Source organism: Pseudomonas sp. CFBP 13719, assembly GCF_014842095.1.
Classification (GTDB): Bacteria; Pseudomonadota; Gammaproteobacteria; order Pseudomonadales; family Pseudomonadaceae; genus Aquipseudomonas.
Genome location: NZ_JACYVB010000002.1, coordinates 767,480 through 793,547 on the forward strand (window position 1 = coordinate 767,480; position 26,068 = coordinate 793,547).

Annotated in this window: 25 protein-coding genes; 23 read left to right on the plus strand and 2 right to left on the minus strand. The window is 53.1% G+C overall.

Annotated elements, in window-relative coordinates; translation table 11 throughout:
• Positions 1 to 27: 27 nt before the first annotated feature.
• Together IFT57_RS09420 and IFT57_RS09425 are read right to left on the minus strand one after the other, a co-directional pair.
• Positions 28 to 588: a hypothetical protein gene (locus tag IFT57_RS09420; RefSeq protein WP_122530684.1), complete on the minus strand. Its 561-nt coding sequence runs from the start codon at positions 586 to 588 to the stop codon at positions 28 to 30.
• Positions 578 to 940: a hypothetical protein gene (locus tag IFT57_RS09425; RefSeq protein WP_122530682.1), complete on the minus strand. Its 363-nt coding sequence runs from the start codon at positions 938 to 940 to the stop codon at positions 578 to 580. Before IFT57_RS09425 ends, IFT57_RS09420 begins: the two co-directional genes overlap by 11 nt.
• A gap of 775 nt (positions 941 to 1,715) precedes the next feature.
• Between IFT57_RS09425 and IFT57_RS09430 the strand changes: the two genes are divergently transcribed.
• The 23 genes from IFT57_RS09430 to IFT57_RS09540 all read left to right on the plus strand — a co-directional run bounded on the left by IFT57_RS09430 (position 1,716) and on the right by IFT57_RS09540 (position 26,057).
• The gene (locus IFT57_RS09430; RefSeq protein ID WP_122530681.1) at positions 1,716 to 2,411 is read left to right on the plus strand and encodes a hypothetical protein; all 696 of its coding nucleotides are present in this window, start codon (positions 1,716 to 1,718) and stop codon (positions 2,409 to 2,411) included.
• Positions 2,404 to 2,862 (plus strand): hypothetical protein, encoded by a 459-nt coding sequence (locus tag IFT57_RS09435; RefSeq protein WP_122530679.1) that lies wholly within the window; start codon positions 2,404 to 2,406, stop codon positions 2,860 to 2,862. Before IFT57_RS09430 ends, IFT57_RS09435 begins: the two co-directional genes overlap by 8 nt.
• Positions 2,863 to 3,420: 558 nt before the next feature.
• On the plus strand, positions 3,421 to 3,720 hold the full coding sequence (locus tag IFT57_RS09440; protein ID WP_122530677.1) for a hypothetical protein: 300 nt from the start codon (positions 3,421 to 3,423) through the stop codon (positions 3,718 to 3,720).
• A 13-nt stretch (positions 3,721 to 3,733) separates the two neighbouring features.
• Positions 3,734 to 4,429, plus strand: a complete 696-nt coding sequence (locus IFT57_RS09445) for a DotI/IcmL family type IV secretion protein (protein ID WP_163020446.1) — start codon at positions 3,734 to 3,736, stop codon at positions 4,427 to 4,429.
• Between the two features lie 96 nt (positions 4,430 to 4,525).
• Positions 4,526 to 5,584 (plus strand): DotH/IcmK family type IV secretion protein, encoded by a 1,059-nt coding sequence (locus IFT57_RS09450; protein ID WP_122530673.1) that lies wholly within the window; start codon positions 4,526 to 4,528, stop codon positions 5,582 to 5,584.
• Positions 5,585 to 7,054, plus strand: a complete 1,470-nt coding sequence (locus IFT57_RS09455; RefSeq protein WP_122530671.1) for a DotG/IcmE/VirB10 family protein — start codon at positions 5,585 to 5,587, stop codon at positions 7,052 to 7,054.
• A gap of 99 nt (positions 7,055 to 7,153) precedes the next feature.
• Positions 7,154 to 8,497 (plus strand): hypothetical protein, encoded by a 1,344-nt coding sequence (locus IFT57_RS09460; protein ID WP_122530669.1) that lies wholly within the window; start codon positions 7,154 to 7,156, stop codon positions 8,495 to 8,497.
• 130 nt (positions 8,498 to 8,627) lie between these two features.
• Positions 8,628 to 8,981 carry a hypothetical protein gene (locus IFT57_RS09465; protein WP_122530667.1) on the plus strand — a complete coding sequence of 118 codons (354 nt, stop codon included), beginning with the start codon at positions 8,628 to 8,630 and terminating at the stop codon, positions 8,979 to 8,981.
• Positions 8,982 to 8,996: 15 nt separating this feature from the next.
• Entirely contained in the window at positions 8,997 to 9,134 is a 138-nt protein-coding gene (locus tag IFT57_RS09470) for a hypothetical protein (RefSeq protein ID WP_163020445.1), read from the plus strand.
• Between the two features lie 234 nt (positions 9,135 to 9,368).
• Positions 9,369 to 9,752 carry a hypothetical protein gene (locus IFT57_RS09475; RefSeq protein ID WP_122530665.1) on the plus strand — a complete coding sequence of 128 codons (384 nt, stop codon included), beginning with the start codon at positions 9,369 to 9,371 and terminating at the stop codon, positions 9,750 to 9,752.
• 72 nt (positions 9,753 to 9,824) lie between these two features.
• On the plus strand, positions 9,825 to 10,490 hold the full coding sequence (locus tag IFT57_RS09480; protein ID WP_241032643.1) for an HNH endonuclease: 666 nt from the start codon (positions 9,825 to 9,827) through the stop codon (positions 10,488 to 10,490).
• A gap of 151 nt (positions 10,491 to 10,641) precedes the next feature.
• Complete coding sequence (locus tag IFT57_RS09485; protein ID WP_122530663.1) at positions 10,642 to 11,838, plus strand: hypothetical protein; 1,197 nt, start codon at positions 10,642 to 10,644, stop codon at positions 11,836 to 11,838.
• Positions 11,835 to 12,056 (plus strand): hypothetical protein, encoded by a 222-nt coding sequence (locus IFT57_RS09490; protein ID WP_122530661.1) that lies wholly within the window; start codon positions 11,835 to 11,837, stop codon positions 12,054 to 12,056. The genes IFT57_RS09485 and IFT57_RS09490 overlap by 4 nt, the downstream gene beginning before the upstream one ends.
• A complete protein-coding gene (locus IFT57_RS09495) occupies positions 12,053 to 15,070 on the plus strand; it encodes an ATP-binding protein (protein ID WP_192151258.1) in 3,018 nt (1,005 codons plus the stop codon). Before IFT57_RS09490 ends, IFT57_RS09495 begins: the two co-directional genes overlap by 4 nt.
• A 65-nt stretch (positions 15,071 to 15,135) precedes the next feature.
• Positions 15,136 to 15,648, plus strand: coding sequence for a DotD/TraH family lipoprotein (locus IFT57_RS09500; RefSeq protein ID WP_244656744.1), 513 nt, complete (start codon positions 15,136 to 15,138; stop codon positions 15,646 to 15,648).
• Between the two features lie 27 nt (positions 15,649 to 15,675).
• Positions 15,676 to 16,560: a type IV secretory system conjugative DNA transfer family protein gene (locus IFT57_RS09505; protein ID WP_244656743.1), complete on the plus strand. Its 885-nt coding sequence runs from the start codon at positions 15,676 to 15,678 to the stop codon at positions 16,558 to 16,560.
• Positions 16,561 to 16,601: 41 nt separating this feature from the next.
• Entirely contained in the window at positions 16,602 to 17,741 is a 1,140-nt protein-coding gene (locus IFT57_RS09510; RefSeq protein WP_122530653.1) for a type IV pilus twitching motility protein PilT, read from the plus strand.
• Positions 17,742 to 17,751: 10 nt separating this feature from the next.
• The gene (gene icmT, locus IFT57_RS09515) at positions 17,752 to 18,003 is read left to right on the plus strand and encodes an IcmT/TraK family protein (protein ID WP_122530651.1); all 252 of its coding nucleotides are present in this window, start codon (positions 17,752 to 17,754) and stop codon (positions 18,001 to 18,003) included.
• Between the two features lie 89 nt (positions 18,004 to 18,092).
• On the plus strand, positions 18,093 to 18,926 hold the full coding sequence (locus tag IFT57_RS09520) for a TcpQ domain-containing protein (RefSeq protein WP_122530649.1): 834 nt from the start codon (positions 18,093 to 18,095) through the stop codon (positions 18,924 to 18,926).
• Between the two features lie 14 nt (positions 18,927 to 18,940).
• Positions 18,941 to 20,608 carry a hypothetical protein gene (locus IFT57_RS09525; protein WP_192151264.1) on the plus strand — a complete coding sequence of 556 codons (1,668 nt, stop codon included), beginning with the start codon at positions 18,941 to 18,943 and terminating at the stop codon, positions 20,606 to 20,608.
• A gap of 15 nt (positions 20,609 to 20,623) precedes the next feature.
• A complete protein-coding gene (gene pilO2, locus IFT57_RS09530) occupies positions 20,624 to 22,012 on the plus strand; it encodes a type 4b pilus protein PilO2 (protein WP_122530645.1) in 1,389 nt (462 codons plus the stop codon).
• The gene (locus IFT57_RS09535; RefSeq protein ID WP_244657279.1) at positions 21,954 to 22,811 is read left to right on the plus strand and encodes a hypothetical protein; all 858 of its coding nucleotides are present in this window, start codon (positions 21,954 to 21,956) and stop codon (positions 22,809 to 22,811) included. The genes pilO2 and IFT57_RS09535 overlap by 59 nt, the downstream gene beginning before the upstream one ends.
• Positions 22,812 to 22,958: 147 nt before the next feature.
• Positions 22,959 to 26,057, plus strand: coding sequence for a GspE/PulE family protein (locus IFT57_RS09540; protein ID WP_122530641.1), 3,099 nt, complete (start codon positions 22,959 to 22,961; stop codon positions 26,055 to 26,057).
• Positions 26,058 to 26,068 lie beyond the last annotated feature (11 nt).

The window sequence follows — 26,068 nt, forward strand, 5'->3', positions numbered from 1 at the left end:
TTCGTCACTTTGGGGCAAATAATCGACCTAAACCACAACATCTTGTGTTTGCTGATCGAACCCAACACCAGGTGGTGTGTTCAGGGAAGGTTGGCCAGGAAGGAGCTGATCACTGTTGAGCTCGATCGTGACAATGATGTCGGTTGAGACGGGTGGATTCCAATTGACGCCGTCGTCGCGCAGCACGGACTGAAGTCGATCGAACCAGAGCTTGAAGCATTCCATCTGCGTGTATCGGGTGATCTTGGCCAACAGCTCGTCCTGGTCATGACACACCATCACCACTGAGCTCTCATCAGTGAAATGCAGTGGCTTATTGTTGAGCCTGGCCAGCAGGCCTTTGCGAGGCTTGATAAAGATGGGGTCGATGCAGGCTGACACCTTCCACCCACGAACGAGCACCGGACTGGTCTCGGCGTATTTCTTGAGCAGCTTGATGGCATCGGCGCCCTTCGAGAACCTAATGCCTTCAGGGAGAGTCGCCAGGTATTCCCAGAGCAGACGCTCATCTTCGTCATCCAAACCCATGGCCTGGGATAAAGAAACGATACGTGCAGCAAATTGATGCAAAAGATCTTCAGTGGACACGGCGCTTGTTCTCGATCAGGTGGGAGCACCTGCATCCTACCAGCATATCGTTGGCAAGATCCACGAGATGACCAGGGTTGCCCTGGTAGGCAACAACCTTCCAGGTATTGAGCTTGGGATCGTATTCCCGAAGAGCCATGAGGCCGGTGTTCATCAATGAGATGTCGAATGCTTCCAGGCCACCCTTAAGCGGGATGGAGAACATCGTGGCACCGGCCCCAGAATCTGCTGACTCTGAGGCCTGGCTCATTCGTTCGAGATCCAGGATGAGAGGATCTCCGTAAGTCACGCCTGAAGACACTAGACATCCTAGGCTCAATTCAAGCTTCTTTTGACGAAATTCTGGGCTCACAGCCTTCTCCTGGTTAAATAGAGATCCAACTGCCCTGCAGGCCACGGATCTCAAGCATTTGAGACCTTAAACCTATATTGCCAAATTGTCAATACAGTTACCGTTCGTCGTTAATGACCATTTTTATTCTACCCCACCCCCTTGAAAATTTTTAAGCGAGACGGAGTTCTTATATTTGAGGACAAGAGAAAAGCTGCGATGACCCAGACAACGTATCTCTCACAGGATACCACCGGTTTTTGCTTTTGCTTTTCAGGCTTTTAGATGCCACGGTTTTGAGGACTTGAGCAGAAGCTTGGGTTGAAACACCAGGCCGCAGGGCAGAAGGGGAATCGCTTTACTTTGCGTCCGAAGGACGCTGCTTTCGCTTTGAAAACAAACAACCGGAGAAATAGGTCTTTTTTTGCGCTCGCACCACTACATCTTGTGTTTGGTAGGGCAGTCGCCCCCTTCGGCATTGCCGACTTCTCATCAGAACCCTCGCCCTGCTCCACACCAACTCCTTCTAAAGGCAACAGCAAAGCCGCGCTGTGCGCTGAAGAGGCTTCGCCTCATCAAAGGCAAGCCGCGCTCCGCGCCGAAAAGGGGCTTCGCCCCAAATCAAAAGCCTGATCAAGAGCAAGCCGCGCTCCGCGCCGAAAGGGGGCTTTGCCCCCAAAGCAGGCTTCGCCCTAAAAGCAGAGTGACTGAAACAAGCGCTTAATCCTGCGCGTTCCCCTTGCCAGACAACAGCTTTGCAGTTATCGTTTTAGCGGTATATTGACAGGAGCTAGTCATGCCCGCCTCGAAACGATCCATCTGGCTGTTTGCTGCAGCTACCGCTGCCGTTGTCGCAGCACTCACCTGCGCGGTTCTTAAGCCTGATAGCTTATCTGCCGAACAGCATAAGCAGGGGCGCCTTGTCACGGTCATCGCACCCCAAAGTATTCCTTCTGATGCTGTTTTTCTGTTTTGGTACGGATGCCCTCATTGCCGGGCCGTCGAAAGCATCTTTGATAAAAACGATGCCGACGCCAAGTTCAAGCAAGCCCTGGCCACAAAGGAAAGCTTGGTTATGGTGCCTGTGCCGATCAACCAGGTATGGGAAACCCACGCTCGCCTCTTCTACGCATTAAGCCATGCCAACGTTAGTCCTCAGACCCATCGCCTGATGATGGCGACAATTCAGGACAAAGGCCTGGTTTCCATGGATGACATGAAGGAAGCGATAGCCATTGCCCTTAAAAGCCAAGAGCAGGAAGGGCACCCTTTGAGAGTGACGGCTGAATCGATCTTTGCTGATCTTGACAGCCAGGCGACAACCCTTCAGATCGACCAAGCCAAATCGCTTGTGAAGCAGATTGGCCTGAAAGGGGTGCCCACTCTTCTGCTCAAAAAATCTGTGGTGCTTGAATTGGGTAATGGCATCACCTACGACAATTTTCTGCCCACCGCCCTCACAATCCTCAAGGGAACTGTCAGTCATGACTAGCCTGCTGACCAACTGGCTGACCACGCCTCACAAATACATCCGCTATTGTGAGGGCTCGATCAGGGTCAAGATCGCCAGAAAAAGCAAATATCTGTACAAGCACTTTGGCATTCGTGATCACGGCTCCTATGACCGGGCACTCAAGGCAGCTATTTCCTGGCGTGATGAGCAGCATCTCAAGGAATTCGGCTATCCAGTTTCTGACAAGATCATCCAGGTCTCCAGTCGCCGAGATGCTCAGGAGAAAATCAATCCGTCTACTGGAGAGATTTTGCCTGCCCTTCCCCCTGGCCTGTCATACGGATATCACCGTAAGTCACTGTTATACATAGTGGTCAGTTTCCAGCGCGAGGGTAAATCTGATAAACGTCGATTTGCCATTCGTGAGGATGGGATCGAAATGGCCATTGAGAAAGCCAAGGAATTCCGACTTGCCACTCTCCAAGGCTGAGGTAGGTTATAAAGCTTATAGTAATTATAAGGATTATATAAATTATAACTAAAAGAAGGTCGGCGATCCTGAAATGGGGCAGCCGCTACCATTTTTTCAGATTCGGAATCTCAGAAGGTGCCATTCGAGGCACTTTCGAAGCCATTTCTGGCACTGCCGAAGCCTTTTTTGGCACTCAAAATGACTTTTGAGGCAATTTCTTCGCAATCTCCTTTTGCGATTACCTAAATCGTCACAATTGGTGAGTGCTGCCAAAATGCCAAGGCATGGCCGATGAGGGCTTAGAAAAGTCAGCTACAGGAAATATGGGAAAATCATCCTTTTGTAGCCTGTGCGGGCATGATTTTGCGGGCTTGTAGGTCACAGTGGTAGAGAGTGACGTCCCTTACAGCCTGTTTCTTGTCACACTCATCGAGTGCGACAGCCGATTCAGAAAAATACATGTCACACTCCCACACTGCGAAAGCACGTTTTGGTCGCATATTGCAAGTGCGGAATTGCTAGGCCCAAAGCAAGGTGATATATTTCGGCCTATATTGACAAATAATAAGAAGAACCATGGACAGCAAGCGCACGCTCGACCTGGAAAATCTGTCGCCTGAGGATCGAAAAGCCCGCGTAACGGAGCTTTTGAACGAATTCGCATCGCGCAGTGATGCCATTGGGGAACCCGGCCCCACCGCCTCGGAGCATAAGAATCGATATCTCATGTCCATGGGCATGATTTTCTACGCCACGGTCTTTAGCTCACTGATGCTTCTGGCATCCAGCGTCTATTTCCACTTCATCCCTGCTCCTTTGGCCTACATCACTACCCAGGATGGTCGGATCATCGAGCTCACCCCCATTAAAAAATAAGAAGAGGCAGGTCATGTCCAACATCGCTCAGAAAACCAAGGCGCCCGTTAAAAAGGCCCCGGCACCCGGCTCCAGCATCCCTAAAGGTGAAGGATTGGCCACAGTTACCCATCGCAACGAGTTCTTCAAGACTGGTGATCGCAAACTCACAATCATGCTTTCTGTGGTTGTTGTTGTGATGTGCATCCAAATCTTTGTGGCATTCCTTGGGTTTACCGCTCGAAACGAGCGAGTCTACTTTGCGACCGATCGTAATGGCTCGCTGATCCGATTGATCGCTTTGGGCGAGCCCAACCAGAAGGATACAGTCGTAGCTCAATGGCTGCAGAACGCCCTGGTTGACACCTTCAGCTTCGACTTCACCAATATCAATACCCGACTCAACGAAGCCACGATGAAGTGGTTCAACGACAACGGCGCTAATGAACTGCTCAAAGCCATGAAGGACAGCGGCAACTTTGATGTGATCACTGATCGCCGCATGATCCTGACCACGACCTTGAACAGCACGCCGATTCTGGTTGGCAAGAAGCCAAATGCTGAGGGTGTTTACTCTTGGACATTCCAGGTGGATGCGATCATGACCTTCCGCACCCAAAGCCAGGAGTTCACCAACAACGTGCGCTTTACCGTCGTTGTTGATCGCCGCAGCGTCCTCGAAGACGTCAATGGCCTGGGTATCTCGAAGGTCGTCATGACCAAGCGCTAAGCGGGTTGCGGGATTAAAAGATAACCTATATACGTAAATTCGGTTTTGATGTAAATTGTCAACCATACAAGAATAATGTCCTGGAGGTCTCCCACAATGCGTAAAACGCCTTTGGCGATTGCCCTGCTGCTTGTCATGCAGGGCACGCATGCACTGGCCGCTGATTCGTTCGACTCGAAGCTCAACGAAACGGCTGCCGAGTACACGGTAAATCCAGCTGATGTCACTAATTTTGATCGCCAGAACACCCAGGCGAAAAAAAGTGCTCTGGCTGGCTATATCAACGAAAACAACGAGCTCAGCGAAATCCGAAAGTATTTCAAGGAGACCGAGACGTCAAAGGGTAAAGAGCGCCAGCTCAAGCTCAAGACGCCTATGGAGCCTGACGATATTACCGACCTGCGCAAACGTCTCGAAGCCATAGACAAGGCTGAGAACGAGCCGTTGCATGGTCAGGCGAATGTGCGTATCCGCAATGTCACTTACAACCCGGATTCGAATCAGCCGCTGGTGATCGAGACTGCCCCAGGTTATGCCGCACAGGTTGAGTTTTATGACGCCAGTGGTGCGCCTTGGTCAATCCGCAAGGATGGCGTTGTGGGCGACGGCGACAGTTTTACCCGCAAGATCATGGGTGAGAAACGCCATATTGCCAGTTTCACGCTGAACAAGAAGTACAACGTTTCAAACGCCGCCATCGTGATGGAGGGGCTCAATACCACAATCCCAATCATCCTCAAGGGCACCACTTCGACAGTGGATGGGCGTGTTTCGGTCACCATCCCAAAACTGAGCCCTAATGCCACCATCCAGCCGGTATTTCAGCATGAGATGGACAATGTGTCTGATGAGCTTGTGCGCCTCCAGGGTGGCGATGCTCCAGCCGGCTCAAAAGCTCTTTCCGTTTCTGGTTTGCCGAACTCTGAAGCCTGGTATGACGGCTCGTATTTGTACCTCTCGCTGCCTGGTCGCCTGCTGCTGCCTCCGCCGATAAATAGCTCTATCTCTCCGACAGGCCGCTACCTCTACAAGGTTGCACCTACTACTTACATTTCGATCTCGCTCAACGGCGATCGCCGAAGCGGCACGATTCAGGATCTTTACAGCGTCGACATCAAACGCGCCAAGACCGTTTTTGATAAAGGGGTAAAATAAATGGGCGCCTTTGCCAACATGAAAAACAACATCAACCCCAAGGCTCGTCTGATGATTGCGCTGACCGTGGTGCTGGTCGGGGCAATCATTGCCTTCGGCTTTTGGCGCATCATGGGGTCTGGCCCTGCTGAACAGCAGGCAACCGTTTCGATCGACGCCCCTCCCACGACCCAGAACATCCACCGTGATACGGCAGCTGACCAGGTCAAGTTCGGCGATGAGACTGCTGTCGGCCAGCTATATAAAGCTGATGATGCACGACGTGCCGATGAAGCCATGACCGGCAATGGCAGTCATGTCGACAGTCTGAGGGTCAATGTGGCCCCCGAGCAGCAGGAAAAAATCGAACCAAAGCCTGCGCCGGCAGCCACCTCCCCGAGCAACCTCCAGAAGCTCATCAAGGATCGCCAGGCAAGCGCAGAACAGGCTGAGAACAAAAACGTTCAGCAGCGCTCACAGGCAAACGCGACTTTCCAGGAAAACCCCTGGAAGGCTTTCCTGGACAACGAATCCAAGGATATCCAGGAATACACGAGCGCATATGCAAGCAAGATCGATCAGGTGCAGCAGGGTGTGGCTCGTCCTTTGGCCAAGGCATCCTACGATGAATCGCTTCAGGCTGGCGTGACTTCATCCCTGCTGGCTGAGAATCAGAATTCTGGTGCCCAAACCGGCTCTGGCACCGCAACGACTTCCCCTCGCTACCTTCAATATCTGAAGACAGCAGGCGTGAGCGTTCCCGCCAATAGCCAGGGTCAAGCTGGCAAGACGGTTGCGCGTACAGGTGGCAAGTTCAGCCAAACTGAGTACATCGATCAATCGGGTAGTGGTTCGGAAGGCGAGGAAGAGGTGGCTACCGCTTCGGAATACCCAAGCGAACGCATCGCGAAGGCTTCAGTCACCAAGCAGAACCCAGTGGGTGAAGTTGTAGTGGGCCAAACCTTCTACTCCGTACTTCAAATCGGTGTGAACACCGACGAGATCAGTCCAATCCGCGCAGTCATGGTGCAGAAAGGGTTGCTTGAGGGCGCAGTTCTGACAGGTGAGCCAGCCCGTACTGGTGAAAAAGCCAAACTGACCTTCACCGACATGAGCTTGAATGGCAAAAGCTACAAAGTCAGCGCGATTGCTTTGGATCCTGACACCTATCGCTCCGGTCTGGCAGATGGCGTGGATAATCACACTTTCGAGCGCTACAGCAAGCTGATGATTGCATCCTTCGTGGACGGCTACTCGGACGCACTGCAGGATTCCCAGACCACCACCAACACTGATGGCAGCTCATCAACCGTGAACTCGGCCCTGCCGAACGCTGGTGACCAGGTCAAGATGGGTATCGGCAAGATGGGTGAGAAATTCTCGCCTATCTTCGAGAAGGAATTCGATCGCCCACCGACCGTTACTGTAGAGCCCAACAAGAGCATCGTGGTCATGTTCATGGCCAACCTTGATCTCACCCAACCGCAATAGATAGATAAATCGGCTGCGCCCAGACACTTTGGGCGCTTGCCAATCTCGTACAAAACATCTATTATCGCGTTTATTGACAAACCATTGCTGGAGTAAGCGATGAGCACGGATAAAATCACTGACCCGTTCGACGACAACGATGAATTTGAGTCATTCGAAGAGCTGGACGAGAATGAAATGGGCGGCACCATTCACGACGATGACCCGGATTCTGGTGGCCCCTCCAGCTTCGATGATGTCGATCCTGAAGATGGTGCTAATGCTCAACCAGCACCTCAAAAGCCCGTCAAGGCAGCGACTGCTGTAGATCAGCCAAAAGCTTTCATCAAGACAAAGCTGGGCATGGCCTGCATTGCCGGCTGCGTTGCCATGCTGGGTATCGTTGGCGTGGGTGCCAGTGGCATCTTGAGCTCCAGTGCACCTCAGGAAGTTGTTGAGCAGGCCGAAGTTCCTGCGCCATCGGAACCGGCAAGTTTTGGTGTCAAAGCAGGCATTGCTGACGTCAAGCCAGCCACCCCTGCCCTTGCTCAACAAATGCAGCCTGTTTCTGCAGTTCATGACGTTCAGCTGGCGCAGCAAAATGCTGCTCAATCTGCCAACCCGATTCTGCAAGCGATTCCAAATCGGGACGCACAAGCCCCGGTTGTTGCAGCGCCTCAGATCGGAACCTCTACCATCTCAAGCAGTGAAGTTGCTGAGCTGAGGTCGTCGATCGTCGAGCTGCAAGAGCAAACCAAGGCTATCGCCACAATGGTCAAGGACGTCACCGGCTTGATCGAGCGCACCAACCGCCGTCAGGATGACCTGATGAACGAAGTGAAGGGCCTGAAAGCAGATATTGCCAAGGCTGCCCTCACCCCAGCAGCGACAGCATCTGTCACACAGCCTGCAGAAAAAGCTGAGGTCAAGGCTGCCCCTGTCACTACCGCCCCGGCAAAACCCGCTCTTGTCACTGACGGTCGCACCCGACTGGCTGGTTTGCAGGTAATCGATACCTCGCAGAACGGCGAAATGTCCATTATCAAGAAAGCTTCCAACGGGCGCATCTTCACTTTGTATCCTGATGAAGTGATCAATTGGGCTGGCAACCGCCAAAAGGTCTCTGGCATCGAGAAAGATGGCTCCATCGTGCTCGTCGGCGACAAGTTCTTCATCGACAAGGTGCTCGAAGCGCCAAAGACTGAGCCCAAGCCTGCTCGCCAGGCGCCACAGGCTCAAGCGCAAATCAAGCGCGATCCTGTTGCGACTGCCCCAGTCAGTGCTCGTGGCTTTACGCTGAATGCAGTCTATGACTCGAACAACACCTTCGGCGTAGTCAATGACAAAGGCGAGTTCAAGTCCTACAAGAAAGGCGAAACCATCGACAAGCTGGGCACCATCAAAGGCCTGACCCCAGGTGGTGATTTGGAAGTCGGCAATACCGTTATCCATTCAGTCTACTGATTGTTAGAGAGCGAACAGGAGGCCTAGGCCTCCTTTTTTCTTGCTTGAACCATTATCAATAGTCAGCTAATCCATTCATTGAAGAGTGCGCTCTGCGTGCTTCTCGTTTTCCAAGTCTCAGGGTTTTGGTATGAAAAAATCAATTAAGTATCTGGAACCGATCATGGTGCTGGCTTTTGTCGTCGGTCTACCTGCCTTAGGCCTGAAGTGGTTCATTGACGTAGATCGAAAATACACAGCAGCCTATTCGCACCTCTACGACGATCTCAAACTCAAAAGCAAGAATCACCTCAACCTGATCGAATATTTCGAAGGGTGTCTCCAGCAGCGACCCAGGAAGTCGAACAGGGTCGTGAGCGCACCTATATGTGTAGAAAAGGCCAGGGGATGGGCAGAGAAATTGAAAATGAAGGGTAACGTCGAAGAGGTTCTTAATGACATTAATCTGGCTGAGGCCAAGGCCTACTTGGCATCAAAAAGCTAAGGAGTTAACGAGACCATGAGCGAAAAAATCACCACCACGCACACTCCACCCAGCGACCAGTCATGGGTAAGAGCCAATCCGGAACTTGCACTGATCTTCGCCATTCCGTCGTTTCTGCTTGTCATGGCTTTACTAGTTTATTATGCCCTCTAAGCCCAGATGGCCATAACCTGGATTATGAGGCGGATCGTTTGCAGTGGACTGGCGATAATGTTGTACGAAATTGCCCCAGATAATGGGCATTCGAGGAAAAAGACGAGGTGGGATTCATCACGTTTTTAGCATATATTGCTCTTTGCCTATTGCATGGCTCTGCAATATATACTAATTTATGAGTAGCAGTTACCGCTCGAACCAACAATAACAAGAAAAAGAGGTTTCTACTCCATGAAGCTCCATAAATCATCCACCACACGAATCGCTGGAGTGGTTGGCGCGGGTGCCCTGCTCGCTTTGTTTGCGCTTGACGCCAACGCCGCCAACACCCTGACCCAAATGGGTTCCCAGTGGAAAACACAGATCAACGCAGCCCTGGGTATCGGCAAGCTGGTTTTCGGCCTGATCGGTTTCTTCCTGTTCGCTGCCGGCCTGTTCTACTTCTACAAGGACAGCAAGCAGCCTGGCCAGGGCGAGATCAAGAAAGGTATCACCGCCTTGCTGGTCGGTACCGGTCTGATGATCATTCCATGGCTGCTCGGCATGTTCACCGAAACCGTCGCCACTGGCGAGGGTGATGGCGCCGTGACTGCAACCAAAGGCACTGCTTTCTAAGCCAAGGTTGCCAGCATGGCATGAAAAAAGGGTGGCCTCTGCCACCCTTTTTTGTTATCTGAGGATCCTGAAATGAATACCAGACCCATCATACTTTCAGTCAAGCGCGGAGCTTTTCGTGCTGACTCGCCACATCCCCCACAAACAGACACGGTCTATAAGCAGGCTCGTGCACGCGTATTGCGCAGGGATGACTTCACCTGTCAGTTCTGTGGGTTCAAGCACGAAAAAAATGAAGTCCATCATGCCAACGACAATCATGATGACCACTCAGAATCCAATCTCGTGACCTCCTGCGTGCTTTGCCATATGTGTCACCACCTTGGCTTTGCTGGCATTAAGAATCGCGGAAAGCTGATCTACCTTCCTGAGACAGAAATCAACCAGGCAGGCCTTAACCAGGTTGTTCGTATGCTCTGGGTTGCCGAAACCATCAGCAAGGGCGATCTGAAGAATACCGCAACCAATCTTTTGTCGCGACTGGATCGCGCAGACATCCCCGTCAAAACACTCCTCGGCACCAGTGAGCCCGCCATCCTTGGCGACTTCATGGCAGGATTGACCCCCGAGGAGTATGCAGAGCGTCATGTGGGGCTTACAAATATTTACCTGCTTCCCAACAAGCAGGCATACCTGCCCTATCTCAAACTGTGGGTTGAGGCTTCGAAAAGCTACAAGCCCGAGGACTGGGTAGAAACAGCCAGGCAAAAGTTCATGGATTGGAAGAATTCAGGCTAGAGCATAAGCGATCGATGCGCCCTTGTTTGGACACAGAGGCCAGCCCGCAGAGGCTGGCTTTATTTTTACTAATGAAAACGCAGGCAATCATTGCCAATTTACTGAAAAAGCGTTAAATTCTGTCAATATTAGAATAAATAGAGCTTACTAAATGAGCCAGGCAATGATCGGCGTATGCATTTTCGACGACCCCAAGTCAGCCCGCGACGGCTGGGCTTCTGTGGCAGGAGAGCCTGCCTGGCGCGTGACCGGCTACCATGAGCTTTCAACCGACAAGCTGTGGGTGACAAATCTCGACTTTCCGGACTTCAAGGCGCTCAACCTATTGCGCCTCAAGCACCTTGCTCAATCTCAGTATTTCCGCACTAGCGTAAAGATGCTGCAGTCAGAGTACGGCATTCCTGAATCCAAATTACTTGCCAGCTTCCTGTCTCAGATGTTCAACCGAGTGGCTCGGCTGGGCGATATTCACCTGGGTGTCGAACCACACAAGTTCAACTACCGCTACACCCAGGCCGTTGCGGCGCGCATGGATGTTCCTGCTTTACGCATCCCGACCCAGGGGCTGAACCCCAATGAAGTTCAGTTGATCATCGATCACGCGACCCAGGAAAACCAGGCCATGACTGGCGTGAAGAAGCCCGAACGCTCACAAGCCGTGGCTTTTTGCTATCCGCGATTCGCCTACTCCAAATGGCTGCTGACCCAGGACTACCCACTGGAAAGTGTCTGGAAAAAAGACAAATTGGGTAAGGACTGGAAGATCGGTATCCGCGAGGGCAAGCCCCTGGCCAAGGCCAACCATGAATTCGTGCGCATGATGGATAACTACGCCCTGAACTCGCGCCGCTCCATCTTCCTGAGAATTTCTATTCAAAGCCAGGAGCCTTCACACCGAGCCTTCGCCACCTTTGCTGCAGGCGCCAAAGGCCAGCGGGTATGGGCAGCCTACCCTGAAGTCCTTGAGCTGATGCGCTACGCAGAAATCTCAGTGTTTGATTCAGTCAGTGTTGGCTGCGGCAAGCTCAGGGACATCCCTCTGATAGACAACAATCAATACAGCTGTTCGATCAGTGCCGGCCTCTTCCTGGAGAACCTCTACTGCTCTCTGCTGGCCCCTGTCGATAAGGTCAACTCTGCACTAGGTGCCTACATGCGGTCGATGGACAGGATGGCTTGCGGTCGCGCAGCAGAGCAATTTCACAATGCGGGATTTGTTGTTGGCTCCTACAGCTCAGGACGAATCATTGTCCTGGTGCGCGAAGGTGAGCGTGAGCGGGCTGCGCAGCTTGCCCTGAAGATTGGAATGATTCCGCCGTTTGAACCGGAACTGGGAGATGACGAATGAATGTCTTCGAAGAAAGCTACGTAGGCCTGATTGCCACCATTGGTGAAGACGTTGTGATGACGCCCATCAAGCAGATGGGGCCCGTAGCACTGACCCGCAAAGCGCTGGAAAAAATCGATTCGCTCATTGATGAGCCCATCGAGCGTCACAGCGATCTCGAATTTACCCGGCGTCTGGTCATGTCCAGCATGCTTTCTGCCAATGAGGACACCAAGTGAGCCTATCGTATTCCGTTGCGAGCTTTTTGAATCGCATTTTCAAAACCTCAGTCAGCCACTACTGCCAGCTGGAAACTGCCTCTGACGAACACAACCTGGTTACCCGCGATGGTGGTCTGATGACTGCTTTTGAGGTCAAAGGCACTTTCGGCATCATGGGCACTGACGCGACAAAGAGCCATATTGCGACTCTGGTGGACACGCTGTCTTCCGCGCTAAAGCGCCCAGGCCACCGGATTCAGTTCGTATTCCGCCGCGACCCACTCAACTCCCATGAGGCGCTTCGTCGTTCTATCCAGGGTGCTATCCGCACCCTGCAGACCCTGAACATGGACTTGGAAGACATGGTCATCGAGCGCTCTAAAAAGCTCGAAAAGAAGACCGTGCTCGAAACCTGTTTTCTGGTCATCACCACAACGCCACGTGCGCTTCATCCCGACATTCTCAAGGGTGCAACAAAAGAGCGGCTGCAGAAAAGCGTCAAGAATGGGGGACTCAAACCTGGTGCTTTTGCTCAATCCCCGATGGTCGAGATGCCTGGCGTTGACATGGTTCATGCCGGCTTCGTCAGTCAGGTGATATCCCGTCTCGAAGAAAAGCTCTCTTTGCGCAAGTACAAAGCTCATGAGTTCCTTCATCAGCTTCGCAAGCAGATCACTCAGTACGACACCAGCGACAACTGGCGCGCCTATCTGCCTGGCGATCGCATGCCTGCGCGCCTGATGCACGAAGCTCCCGATGCCGGGGACATGTCGAACATCTTGTGGCCTGACATTTCGCACCAGCTTTTCTCCCGAAATCCAGAGACCTGCAAGGAAGACCACACGCTGGTGGACATTGGCGACTGGAAGATTGCGCCTATTCTTGTTGATCAGCGCCCACAGGATGCCAAGCCGTTCGCAGACTTGTTCAAATCGATCCATCGTGACGTGCCGTGGCAAATGTCGCTGGTCATCGATTCTGGACACGACCGTGTCTGCCAGCTTATTTCTCGCAAAAAGACTTTCTCCTCCTTCATTGCATTCGTATCAAGCGAGAACAAGCTGATTCGCGAAGCTGCCGAGGAGCTGCTGGATTATGCAGTTGATAAAACAATGGTTTCTGCCCAGATCTCATTCTCGACCTGGGGGCGAGATGTTGAGGAGGTGCGACGCAACCGCTCCAAGCTCAAAACAGCTGTCGAATCCTGGGGGCAGCTGCAGGTCGTTGAAGAGCGTGGGGATGCGATCGAGGCATGGTTCAACACCCTGCCCGGATTCTCTGCTAGCCACCTGGCCACTCGGATTCCGCTTCTAGCGGAAGAAGTTTTGACCATGAGCCCGATCACCCGGCCTGTGTCTCCGTGGTCGGATGGCACCATGCTGTATCGCACCATTGACGAGAAGGTCTTCCCATTCCTGCCTGGTTCAGACCTGCAGACGGCCAACATGGAGCTGGTCTTCGCACCCCCAGGTTTTGGTAAATCATTCTACCTGGCTGCATCCAACATGGGCTTGATCACGCGCCCAGGCAACGAGGTGCTCCCTCGGATCGGGATCCTCGACATTGGTTTCTCCTCAGCCATGTTCGTGGAGTTGGTCAAGGACTCGCTTCCGGCTGACAAGAAGCATCTGGCGCAATCTTTCCGCATCGAAATGACCAATGATTATGCGGTCAACTTCTTTGACACGCCGCTGGGCTGCCAGAAGCCACTGAGTGTGGACAGGGAGTATGTAGTCAACATGCTGCTGTTGCTATGCACCCCGGCAGGCCGCAAAGAGCCTGTGGATCGCATGGCGGAATTGATCAGCAACCTGGTCGATGCCATGTACAACTACTTCTCCGAGGAGCGCAATCCGCAGCCTTACGAGAATGGCATGGATGCTCGTGTGGATAAGGCGCTTGAAGCGCACCTGATTCAGACCTACGAGGGTGACAGCTGGTGGAAGGTTTCCCGCAAGCTGTTTGATGCCGGCCTGATTCAGGAAGCGTCATTGGCGCAGCGCTTTGCTGTTCCGACGCTCAACGATGCCACGACCGTTCTTTCCCAAGAGACGGCAATCAAGGACGTTTTTGGCACCTCCATGACTGGCAACGAATCACTGATCGACTACCTGAAGGTGATGATCATCTCGGCGGTCAACGACTACCCTATCCTGTCGCAGCCAACTGTGTTCAGTATTGGCGAAGCGCGCATTATCTCCATCGACTTGATGAGCGTGGCGAAAGAAGGCTCGGCACAAGCTGAGAAAAAGACGGCAGTCATGTATCTGCTTGGTCGTCAGATCATCTGCAAGGATTACTACCGCAAAGCTGAATTCACCCTGCCGGAGATTCCTGAGCACTTCCGTGGTTACCACAAGAAAGTCATCGAAAAGGATGAATCGGTACCCAAGAAATTCTGCATGGACGAATTCCACCGCACCACGAACTCACCGCAGGTGCGTAAGCAAGCCATTGTCGACATTCGAGAGGGTCGTAAGTACGACGTCCATGTTTCGCTGCTTTCACAGCTGCTGAACGACTTCGACTCCGACATGATCCAGCTGATCAACAACACCGTGATCCTGTCCAAGGGTATTTCGGAAACCACCATGGATGAAATCAAGGCTCGGTTCCGTCCGTCTGCTGATGCTGTTCGCTACATGAACCGCTGGCTCACCGGCCCTGGCGCTGAAGGTTCGAGCATGCTCTACATCGGATCTCTGAAAAGCGAGACTGCCCCACAGATTCAGCAGGTCATCCGGCTTACGTTGGGTGGCAGTGAGATCTGGGCATATACCACCACACCTCAAGACGTCTCGTTGCGACGTCGCATGACTCAGAAGATCGGGCTCAACAACACGCTCAAGATTCTGACCAAGGCATACCCTAACGGCTCTGCCAAGGCTGATATTCAGATCATGCTGACAGATAACGCAGTGGATTTCGATGAACACGACCAAAATCTGACAATTTTCGACATTCTCGTCGATAGGTTGATCAGGGAGAACACGATCTTGATCGACAATTCCAAGATCCCGGTTGCCAGATAATTTTGGTTAATCTATTATTAGCTATATTGACAAAGGGCAAGAATATGTCCCTAAAAGGTGATTTCATGAAGCGCAACTTATCCCTTGCCCTGACGGCAATTTCGTTGAGCCTGGCCCTCACCGGCTGCGCCTCGAATCAGACAGCTCGGGCCACCAGCGTTCAGGTGACCCCGCCCGTGAATCCGATCGACGAACTACGCTCTGTTGCGGTCGAAGCACGGGATGAATTGAGACTGCTGGCCAAGGTCAATGATGCGGTTAACACCCCATCGCTGACCAAAGAACAGCATGCTCAACGCTACTTCCAGTCCACGTACGTGCCAAAAGGCTTCGAGCGTAACAGCAAGTTCTCGTACACAGGCCCTGCTACCCGCGCTGCTGAAGCATTAGCATTGATGGCTGGATACAAGTTCAAAGCGCCAAGCGTACGGCTTGCCAACGAGCCCTGGGTGACGATCAACATTGATAATCAGCCGCTCAACGATGCTCTTCGCGAACTGGGCGTACAGACGGGTTCTTCGATCCGCGTCGAAGTGCTCGAAAAGGCCAACGTGATCAACGTGGTTTACAAACAATAACTGAGGCATTTTTCAATGCTTAAAAGAATGCTTCTCGCCCTGGCGATTTCGTCAACCATGACTCAGGTTCATGCTGACGAGCTGACGCCCGGCGTTCAATACGACAACACAAGCTTGTCTGAGCTGCAAACCTTGCACTATTACAAGGACATGCCTCTGGCTGGTGACGATGATCTGGCCAACAAGCGCCATGAGGCGATGCGCGAAGCGGCCTTGGCTGTAGGCGCTCAGAACGGCTACGTTTCGGAAATGAACAAGCTTCGCAAGCAATTCAATAGCGAAGCCAAGTCGATGGATGAGCTTTGGGCGTTCAAAGATCTGATGCGCCTTGCTGCACCCGGTGAAAAAGCCCTCTATTTCCTGCCTCCTGTCATTCAGGAGTCGCAAGATGTCACGGCCCACTCTGATGACAACAACCGCATCAAGGTCAGCGACACCTACTACGACATTCTCAAGAAAGAGCGACTAGTTACCAATCCGCCAGATTGGCGAGAATACCTGTTGATCGACTTGCCTGTTGACGTCTCCAAGCCAGTAGGAGCCCTGCTGCCAAAGACGCCTCAGGAGCAACAGCTGTGGTCTGACTGGGTATCTGAGGGCTGGGAAGCCGGTATTTTGCAGGCAAATGCCGAGATGACCTCTCGCGTTCGCAACATGGGCTCTGACTTCACCGGCATGGTCAGATACCTACGCCTGGTGAAGGAGCGCAAGATCGAGCCTTCCTATGTTGCTTCGCAATATCGCGGCAAAGTCGAAGACGGCGACAGCATGCACCTGCAGCAACGAACCTTCGCCATTACGGCGCCGGCATCGTTCAACGGCAACGAGAAAGAATGGATTCCACTGGATCTTGATCCACGGGGAAGCTATCGCACCCCAGACGAACAGCGGCAGAGCAACCAAAGGCGGTAATAAAACCGCGTTGCCAAAAACAATAAAAATAAGAGTGTGCAATGGAAAACTTCATCTTCCCGATCCCCCCGCGCTGCAACAACGCAGACGTGGTCAACGATCTTCTCCACCATATGGTGGCGATTGGCGGCTCTGACCTGTTTATTCTGGGATCGGGCGAGGTGTGGGTTTCCCGGTATGGTCGCAAGGTAAAACTGACCGAAAGGCGACTTTCGGACAATGAAGCCCGCGACCTGATCATTTCGATTTACAACACCAACGCCCCCTCAATGCTGGGTGCGGGTGAGCCAATCAACGCCGCACACGAATTCTTTCGCGAAGAAAACAACAAGCGTCAGCGTTATCGCTTTCGGGTCAATGCGGTGGGCTGCCTGCGCAATGGCCGAAAGAGCATCACCATCACGCTGCGTACGATCCCCTCGCTTCCCCCACACTGGGAAGACTATGGCATTGAGAAGGAGATCATTGACGTCACTCGCACCATTGACCAAGGCCTGATCCTGGTCGTCGGCGCTACAGGTAACGGCAAGTCGACGCTTCTTGCCTCCATTCTACGCGACCGGATCGAAGGGCCAGACAGTCACACCAACCTGGTAACCATCGAGCATCCGATTGAGTTCGTTTACGACGAAGTTAAAAAGGACACCTCTCTGGTGACTCAGCTTCAGGTCGGCAACGACATTGGTGGCTTTCATGAAGGGGTGGTCAACTCTTTGCGTATGGCACCCAACGTTATCCTTGTGGGTGAGTCACGAGACCTGGAAACCGTTCAGGCATCTCTGGAAGCAGCAATGACGGGGCACGGGGTGTTTTCAACCGTTCACGCTAACAATGTTCCGGAAACCTTCCAGCGTCTTGTTTACGTGTTTCCAAAAGACATGCAGCAGCAAGCGCGTATTGACGTAATTCAGCCAATGAAAATGATTGTGGCTCAGCGTCTGATCCCTACTGTTGATGGCCGAAGAACCGCCATTCGCGAGACCATGATCTTCGATCAGCAGGACAAGGACATGATGATGGAGTCCGACAATATCGCGTCGGCAGCCTTCAAGCTTGTGCACTCTCGCGGTCGCCCGATGGTAGAAGACGCCCACCTAAAGTACCGCGATGGCGTCATTTCCGAAGAGGTGTACAAGCGGGTCTTGTCCAACTACAACGCCATGAAAGCGAACCTGGGATAAGGACTTAGTCATGCCAGCACATTACATCACTCGACAACCACGCCTGGGGCCAATAGACGCTCAGGCTGTTTACCCCATTTTATTATGGATGATGCTGCCCCGTGTTTGGACGGCGTGGATCCTGCTGGGTTCTATCATTTTCCTCTGGGTTCTGTCCCGCCGAGGCATCAGCATCGGCATGATGATGCGGATTATCCGCAGTTGGTTTGTGGGTCGAAAGCGGCAAATCCGCTCGCCCTGGCGCAAACCGTTCGAGATTTAATAACCCCTGTCAATATTGTTGATAAATGACTTTTCAATCTGCAATATAGGCTATAAACTACAAAAATTAAAGATAAGAGGACATCCACAATGGCCCGCAAGCTGAACCTACTGACGGCTGCGCTAATCAGCGCAACATGCGCCAATGCAGCTTATGCAGAACTGTACATTTCGCCTGTTGTGCGCGATAGCGTGACCTACCAGCAGCCAGCTGCACCTGTGGCTCCTGCCGCCGTCCTGAAGGCTGCGCCAGCCCCCGTGCAAGCCCCAGTGCCTGTACCTGCCAGCAATGGCCAGGTAGTTGGCAGCTCGACTGTGCATGGCGCCTTCGAAATGAAGGATGAGAAAAAAGCTGGCGTCATGTCTTTCGGCAAAAACGTTCCGCTCTTTGCCGCCATGGAAAACCTGGTGCCACAGAGCAAAACCTGGGCAATCGTCTTCGAACCCGGCACTGAAAACACCCCCGTATCCTGGCGCGATGCCGCTGACTGGCGCGCCGCGCTGACTCAGATCTCGCAAAACAATCGCCTGGTCATCGCAATCAATGACGGGGCCAAGCGGATTTCGGTGTCTCGCACTGCAGAGCTTGCCAAGAAGTTGGCTCAGCCTGGTACTCAGGTGTGGTCGCTTCAAGCCGGCAAGTCCATGCGCGAAAACCTGGATGCCTGGGCCAAGAAAGCAGGATGGCAGGTGGACTGGTCGAAGACAGAAGCGAATTACCCTGTTGATCACAGCGCAAACCTGGTCGGTTATTTTGCCGGCAAAGGAGGAGTTGTCGATAAATTGATGAGCGCAACTCAGGGCCGCGATGTTCCACTTACCGCCAAATTCTATCGTGGCAACAATGTCGTTGTAATCAGCGAAGCCGGCTACTCGCCAGAGCATTCGCCAAGCACGCCGATTACTGATGACGAACAATATTAATTGAGGTATTACCCATGAAATTGAAAAAGCTTTCGTACCTGGTCGCGCTGAGTTCGGCTGCGCTGGCGAGCGGTTGCACTATCGTTGATCAGTCCTACGACCAGGCTCGCTCTGACATGGGTTCGGTCAAGAAATCGATCGAAGGCGATCGTTCCATGAAGCCAAGTGCGGTGTCCGACACCGATGAAATCTGGCTTGGCGGTGATCCTTACAAGGTTGGCCAAGAAGAAGCGGCTCCCGGCATTCTCAAGCGAACTGTTTCGGTCAAGCAACTTGATCCCATTTCGGCCTCTGACGTCATGCAGATGCTGAGTACCGACATCGGCATCAAGTTCGTAATGACGCAGGACGCCATTGACTACACCAATGGCGTAGAGCGCAGCACCACTTCAGCCGGCGATGCTGGTAACGGCGCCAAAGAAGGCGCGGGCGCAGATGGCCCTGGCACACCGATGAACACTCAGGCTGGCAACTTCCAGTCCAGCGAGCAAAGTATTTTCCAAGCCATCACAGGTGGCGCACAAGAAGCGGGCTCGCGCATCAAATTCACCCTTGACTACAAGGGTAGCGTTGCAGGCCTTCTGGATCTGGTCGCCAGCAAGGCTGGCTTGTTCTGGAAATTCGAAAATGGCGAGATCGTAATGCGCCGATTCGAAACCCGAAGCTTCATTCTCGACATGTCCCCTGGTACCGTCAGCTACGAGTCGGAGATCAAATCTGACCTGTCGACCAACGGCTCAAGTGATGAGGGCAGCAGCACGTCTGACTCCGTTCACACCGTCAAGTCTGAAATCAAGGGTCAATCCGCTTTTGACGCCGTCAAAGCTGGTGTTCAATCGATGCTGTCTGCTGGCGGACAGATCGCACTGGCAGAGTCGACGGGCAGCATGACTGTGACCGACACCCCGCAGGTGATGGACAAAGTCACCAAGTACATCAAGACACAGAACGCCATCGCCAACCGGCAGATCGCGATCCGTGCTGACGTGTACGAAATCAGCTCTGATGAAAACGGTGATTTCGACCCCTCGCTTTCAGCGTTGTACACCTTTGGTGGCTTCAAGCTGGGTGTTGCCGATGACACGTTCAGCTTTTCTCCAAGCCGCAACACCGCCGCGACCAATCATCAGTTCTCGGGCGATTCGACTGCTGCATTCAAGATGCTGCGCACGAACAAGAACGTGAGCCAGGTATCGTCGTCGACGATCTACGCTCAGAATGGTGAGCCTACACCGTTCCAGCAACTGGATGAAATCGGCTACCTGGCAGAAGTTGAGATCGAGACGGCAGAAAGCGAGAGCGCCAGCAATATCGCAACGCTGAAGCCGGGCAAGACCAGCCAGGGCTACTCGATGACCATCATTCCCCGTGTAACCTCCGATGGTCGGGTCATGATGAAATTCGCAGTGGATTCCTCGCGACTGAACTCGATTGACTCGTACGGCCTGGATGGCGGTGCGCAGATTCAAGTGCCGAGTCGTTCGACCAACAAGAACAACCAGCTGGTTACCGTCAAAAGCGGCGAGCCATTGATGATTGCCGGCATTGAGCGCACTTCGAACAACGCCACGATCACCTCCCCTATGGGACGAAAGTCCTGGTTGCTGGGTGGCTCACAGCAGGGCGGCAAGAAGAAGATCATGACCATGATCGTTCTCACCCCCTACATCATGCAGAAATAAGTGAACGAGGCTCACATGGAGCGTATCTTTGACATCGGTGGCAAGCGGCTCGTAACCAGCCTGGAGTGGATCAAGCTCCAAGGCAAGGATGCCGCCCTAGCTGCCAAGACTCAGGCCAAGCAGCGTGGCTCGAAGCTTGGCACCTTGCGCACTGTCGCCATCGAGGATGGCCCGGCTGTGAGCCAAGTGGGGGTGTGCCACAGCAAAAAGCCCAAAGGGACTTTTTACTCCGCAGCAGCTCACCTGGCCAACATCCACAGCTCGATCATTGCGATCGAGCAGCTGGAGGATGATCAGTTCTGGTTCTGCGTGATCAGCGAAGGCCGTGTCGTGCCTGGTTACGACGTTGTGACCACAGCTCTCGAAATCCGGAGCATGTTCCACGAGTTGTCGACTTCAATTCCGCTGGAATACATGAAGATGCTGATGACATCGCTTGTTGCGATGGAACTGAATCTTGATGAAGAAGGCCTGGATAACCTGATCAACCAGAGCCCTGTCGATGCAATGACAGAGTCTGCGGTTTCTGAAAACGCCCGCATCAAAAATCTGGTCGGCATTCCCAACACTGTTTACCTGGGCCTTCTGCTGGTTTTGCTGGTTGGCAGCTTCGGCGGTTTCATGAAGTACCAGGAAATTCAGAAGCAGCGCGAGCTTGAAGCCCTCATGGCTCAAGAGGCGATGGATCTGAACAAGATTGAAAAGGAAGTGACAGTCGAGAAGGTCATCGACCAAGGCCCGACCGATGACGAGCTGCTTCGCCGCGCTCGCCAGCAGGAGATTGAGTGGCTGCGTGATGACTTCAACACCATCAACACCATGCCTGCATTCAAGCACTTCTACTTCATGAGTAAGGAGTTGCCACGCTACAAGGCGGGCTGGAAGCTGAACAAGGTAAGCTTTGTTGCCGAAAACCCAAAAAGCATCACGGCGCAGTGGACACGTGAGAAGTATGGCACCCCCTACTCTATCCGCGAATCCTTCGGGCCAGAAGTATCTGTATCGTTCACCCCTGAAATGGGCGTGTCCCGCACAGCGCACAAGATTACGCTCGGCTCGCGTGGTGTTGAAGACATTCTGGGTTATATCCGCACCCAGGGTCAAAGCCATCAAGTCTTCGTGACTGACCTGATGAACAATGGCATTCACTTCACAGCGGGCGTCAAGGCAGAAACACAGCGCAAGGAAGTCATCGCTGGCCTTAAAAACAAGGCTTATGAGACAATGCCTCAACTGTCGATGCGGGTGCGCGAATTCCAGATGTCTGGGACGACGTATGATAGCTTCGTCACCCTGATGGATGTGGTGCAGCGTGCAAACAATTTTGTGCCAAAGACAATTGACCTTGAGCGTCTTGACAATGGCATCTCCTGGAAAGTTAGCGGCTCTTTATACGAGAATTGATGAGGACACCATGAAACATACTTACAAGAAAGCACTCATTGCGTGCGCACTGACCACGGTGTTCTCCCTGCACGCCATGGCAGAAGAACCTGTTCAGCAGGCAACTGCGACTTTTGCGGCGCCTGTTGGCGCCCCTGCGCCGGCACCTGCTGCCGCGCCAGCGCCTGTCGCAGCTGCAAGTATCACTGCCGAGGAGGAGACCCCTGCTTCGCTGTACAGCAACCTCAACCCTGAACAGGCTGCCGAAATCAGCCAGTCCAAAGCTGTAACCAAGTCGCTTGACGACCTCAACCGCCGCAAGGATAAGTCCGAAGTTGAGCTGGCGATCATCAAGCTGGAAGTAGACAAGGAAAAAGCTCGCGACGAAATTCGCAAGCTCAAAGGCCAGGTCACAGCATCTGAAACGGCAGCCGCCCAAAAGACAGCTGAGGTTTCCGCCCCTTCTGACGTAAGTGCCCCTAAAAGCAAGGGTGCTGTACCCACCTCACCGCTTGAGCGGGTGTTCGTGACTCAGATCTACGGCCTTGAAGGCAGTGAAGTTGCCACAGTCTTCTATGAAAACAGCATCATCAAGGCCCACTCCGGCGACAATATCGCTGACGGTCTGCGGCTGGAAAAAGTCCTGAGCAACGGCGCTATTTTCTCCTACAAGGGCAAGATCAAGAAATCTCTGCTCACCACCAAGGAGCAGGCCTTCTCCCGCTCATTCAGTTCGGGCAAGGAAGATGAGGGCGATCACAATCGCCAGCAACAGATGCCTCGGATGGCGATGCCGATGAATCCCACCTCGGGCAATTAAGCCCTTCGTAGCGGAAATAAAAGGGAGGCTTTGCCTCCCTTTTTCATATGTATTGACACAAAGCCTTTTGCGATATTCGGCTTTGGTGTATATTGTGAAAAAACCGGGTTAAACCTGGCCAGTAGAATAATAAGAAGAGAGCTGGCAATGAATTTTTTCAGACGCAACAAGCCTGAACACGCCCCTAAAGAAGACCTGAAACAGGTCACTGCTACGGCTAAGCAGCAGCCTGCTGCCAGGCCAAATCGCAATCAGGCTGCCTACAACGTCCTTTCCAAAAAGGACGACATTCCTGTGCATTCTGCTGTCCTTTCTGTAACTGGTGGCCCAATCGAGCTTACTGCTGAATGGCAGAAAAACTACGCCATTTTGCTTACAAACCGCGACAAGAAAGAAGTTGAGGTCATCTGCTCCCTGGATGTCATCCGCAAAGCAGGCATCGATGACGACTATATGGCCATCGTCGATCGCATCAAGCGCAGTGGCTATGTCCGCGCCAAAACCAAGATGCTGGCCAAGCCAGAAATCATCCAGATCATCTACGAGCAGCTTGAGCAAAAGCGCAGCGTGGAAGAGCAGCAAAAAGCTGCCACCGCCATCCAGCTTGAGTTTGATGAGCTGCTCGTTAGCGCCCTGAAGGCCAGAGCCTCCGACATCCACATTGAAGTGACTCGTAAGGGCGCCGAAGTGAAGTTTCGCGTGGATGGCGCATTGCAGCATTTCACCGAATGGCCAGTTCGCCATGCCAGAACCATGGCAGGCGTTATTTACATGGTTATTGCTGAAGAAAAAGACACCTCGTTTGACGAGCGTCGCGACCAATCAGCAATCATCGACCGCGAACTGGGTGAATACGGTTCAGTACGGGTGCGTTTGAACACCCTGCCGACTTATCCTGCCGGCTTCGACATGATCATGCGTATCCTGAAAATGGGTCAGTCGGGCGAAAAGATCGACCTTAACAAGCTGGGTTATAGCCGCGAGCACCTAAGCAAGGTTCGCCGTGGTTCAGCCAAGCCTGTGGGCGTGATGATGATGGCAGGTACTACCGGTTCCGGTAAGTCGACCTCTCTAAACGCGATGCTGAGCGAAAAGATCGCTCATCACGGTGGCCGGATCAAGGTCATCACCGTAGAAGATCCGCCTGAATACCTGCTGGTAGGCGCTACACAGGTTCCTGTAGTGCGTTCTCGCTCGGCTGCCAAAGAAGGGGCCGACGTAAACCCGTTCGCTTCAACCATCCGAGCTGCGATGCGTTCCGACCCCGATGTCCTTATGATTGGCGAGGTTCGTGACCACCACTCTGCTGATCTGCTGATTCATGCCGTGCAGTCAGGTCACCCTGTGTTCACCACGACGCACGCCTCCAGTGGCATTGATATTGTCTCGCGCCTGCGCAGCAACGGCGTGCCTGATGACGTTTTGGGTAGCCACAACTTCATTTCAGCATTGATGTATCAGACCCTGCTAAAAACGGTTTGCCAGCACTGCTCAACTGACTTCGATCACTTCAAGAAGCACGCCCAGGATGAAGCCGATGATGAGTTGGTTCATCGGGTTTACCGCTACCTGGGGCAAGAACAAGCCAAAGAACTGCGCTTTATTCACAACGATGGCTGCCCGCATTGCCGCAAAGGTGTGACAGGACGAACTGTTGCTGCCGAAGTCATCCTGCCAGATGCCTACATGCTTCGAGCTTTCCGTGATCGTCAGGATTCGGATGCACTGATGCACTACGCCTACAATGGTGGTCGATTCGCGCTGCACCACGGCATTGCGAAGATGCTGACTGGGCAGTGTGACATTCGAGACGTTGAGCACAAGCTCGACTTGATCGAGGCTTTGCAGGAGATGTCGACTTCGGTTCGTTTCTTCGTTGCTTCGCCTCAGTACAGCACCTTCATCAAGGTTCAACAGGAAGCCGAAGAGGCACTCAAGCTGTCGGCTAATGATCAGACTTCCTCGTTCATCCTGCTTGACCAGCTGCAGGAGCCCATCATCCTGGCTAAACCTGCGTCCCAGCCAGAGCCAGTTTTGGCCAGCGCACCAACCGCTCAGCCAAAGGCAGAGCCTAAGCCATTGCTGGTTGATGATCAGGTAAAACCTACGCCAGTTGTTCACCTCAAACCGGCAGAAGAGCCAGTGGCTAAAACCTCTGTAGCTGATCCTGAGCCTGTTGTTGCATCAAAAGCAGCTCAGCCAGCCGAGGTGGTTGAGATCGTCCATGCACCTAAGCCTGTTGAAGCAGAAACTACTGCGGCGGTTGCTCCTGCTCCTTCTCCTGCTCCAAAAGAGTCGGCACCAGTTACTGAGAAACCCGCAACCAAGCCCGAGAAAGTGCTTGAGAACACGGCTGCTATCAAGACAACTAAGCCAGAGCCTGTGCGTGTACCGGTAGCCAAAAAACCGGTGGTTGTTGCTTCTACTGCCAAGCCTAAGTCAGAGCCTGTGCCCGTACAGACGTCGACCGAGGCTGTAGTGACTGTCAGCAAACCAGAAGCTGCGCCTCAAGTACTTGCCCCGGTAGTAGAGGCCAAGGCTGCTGCACCCACAAAAACCGCCGTACCCGCGCCGGCACCTCTTGTTTCCCAACAGCCAGAGCCAGCTGCTGATCAGCTTTCTCTGATCGAAGCCTTGCTTCCGGTGCTTCACTCTGAGGTTCAGCGCACCGGTATTGCACTCACTGGCCGTTTCTTCAAAGCGCGCCTTTCGACTACAGCCATTACCGCCATCCTGGCAAGTGAGAACACGGACGAAGTGCTTCGCCAGGCGCTGCAGCTTGCCTTTCAGACATTGACCCAGGCGGAACTGGACGTGGTCTACCAGACCACTGCAGAGCAGCTTCAGGCGCGAATCGACGCCAAGACGGCAGTGTCCGGAGAATCAGAATCTGGCTCAGGTGGTCGGGCCAATGTAGCTCAGGCTGATGAAAAGCAAACAGCCGAAGCCAAGGAAGTTGAAAGCTCGCCAGTGCCAGCCAAGCCCTTGAAGAAGGTTACCTCGCTCGCCCATAAGCGCACAGCTGCCAACAAGGAAAAGGAAAAGGCTGCTGAGGCCAAGCCTAAGCCTGCACGTCAGTACAAATCCAAGCTGTTGTCGACGGGTGAAAAACCCGTGGTCGAAGCCCCTAAAAAAGAGGCCAAGACCAAAGGTGATGGCAATGTCAAAAGCATGGCTGATGCTCGCGCCAAGAAACCTCGCGCTCCCGCCAAAAAAGATACGTCTGGCCAAGACGACAACAAATAATAAGACCCATA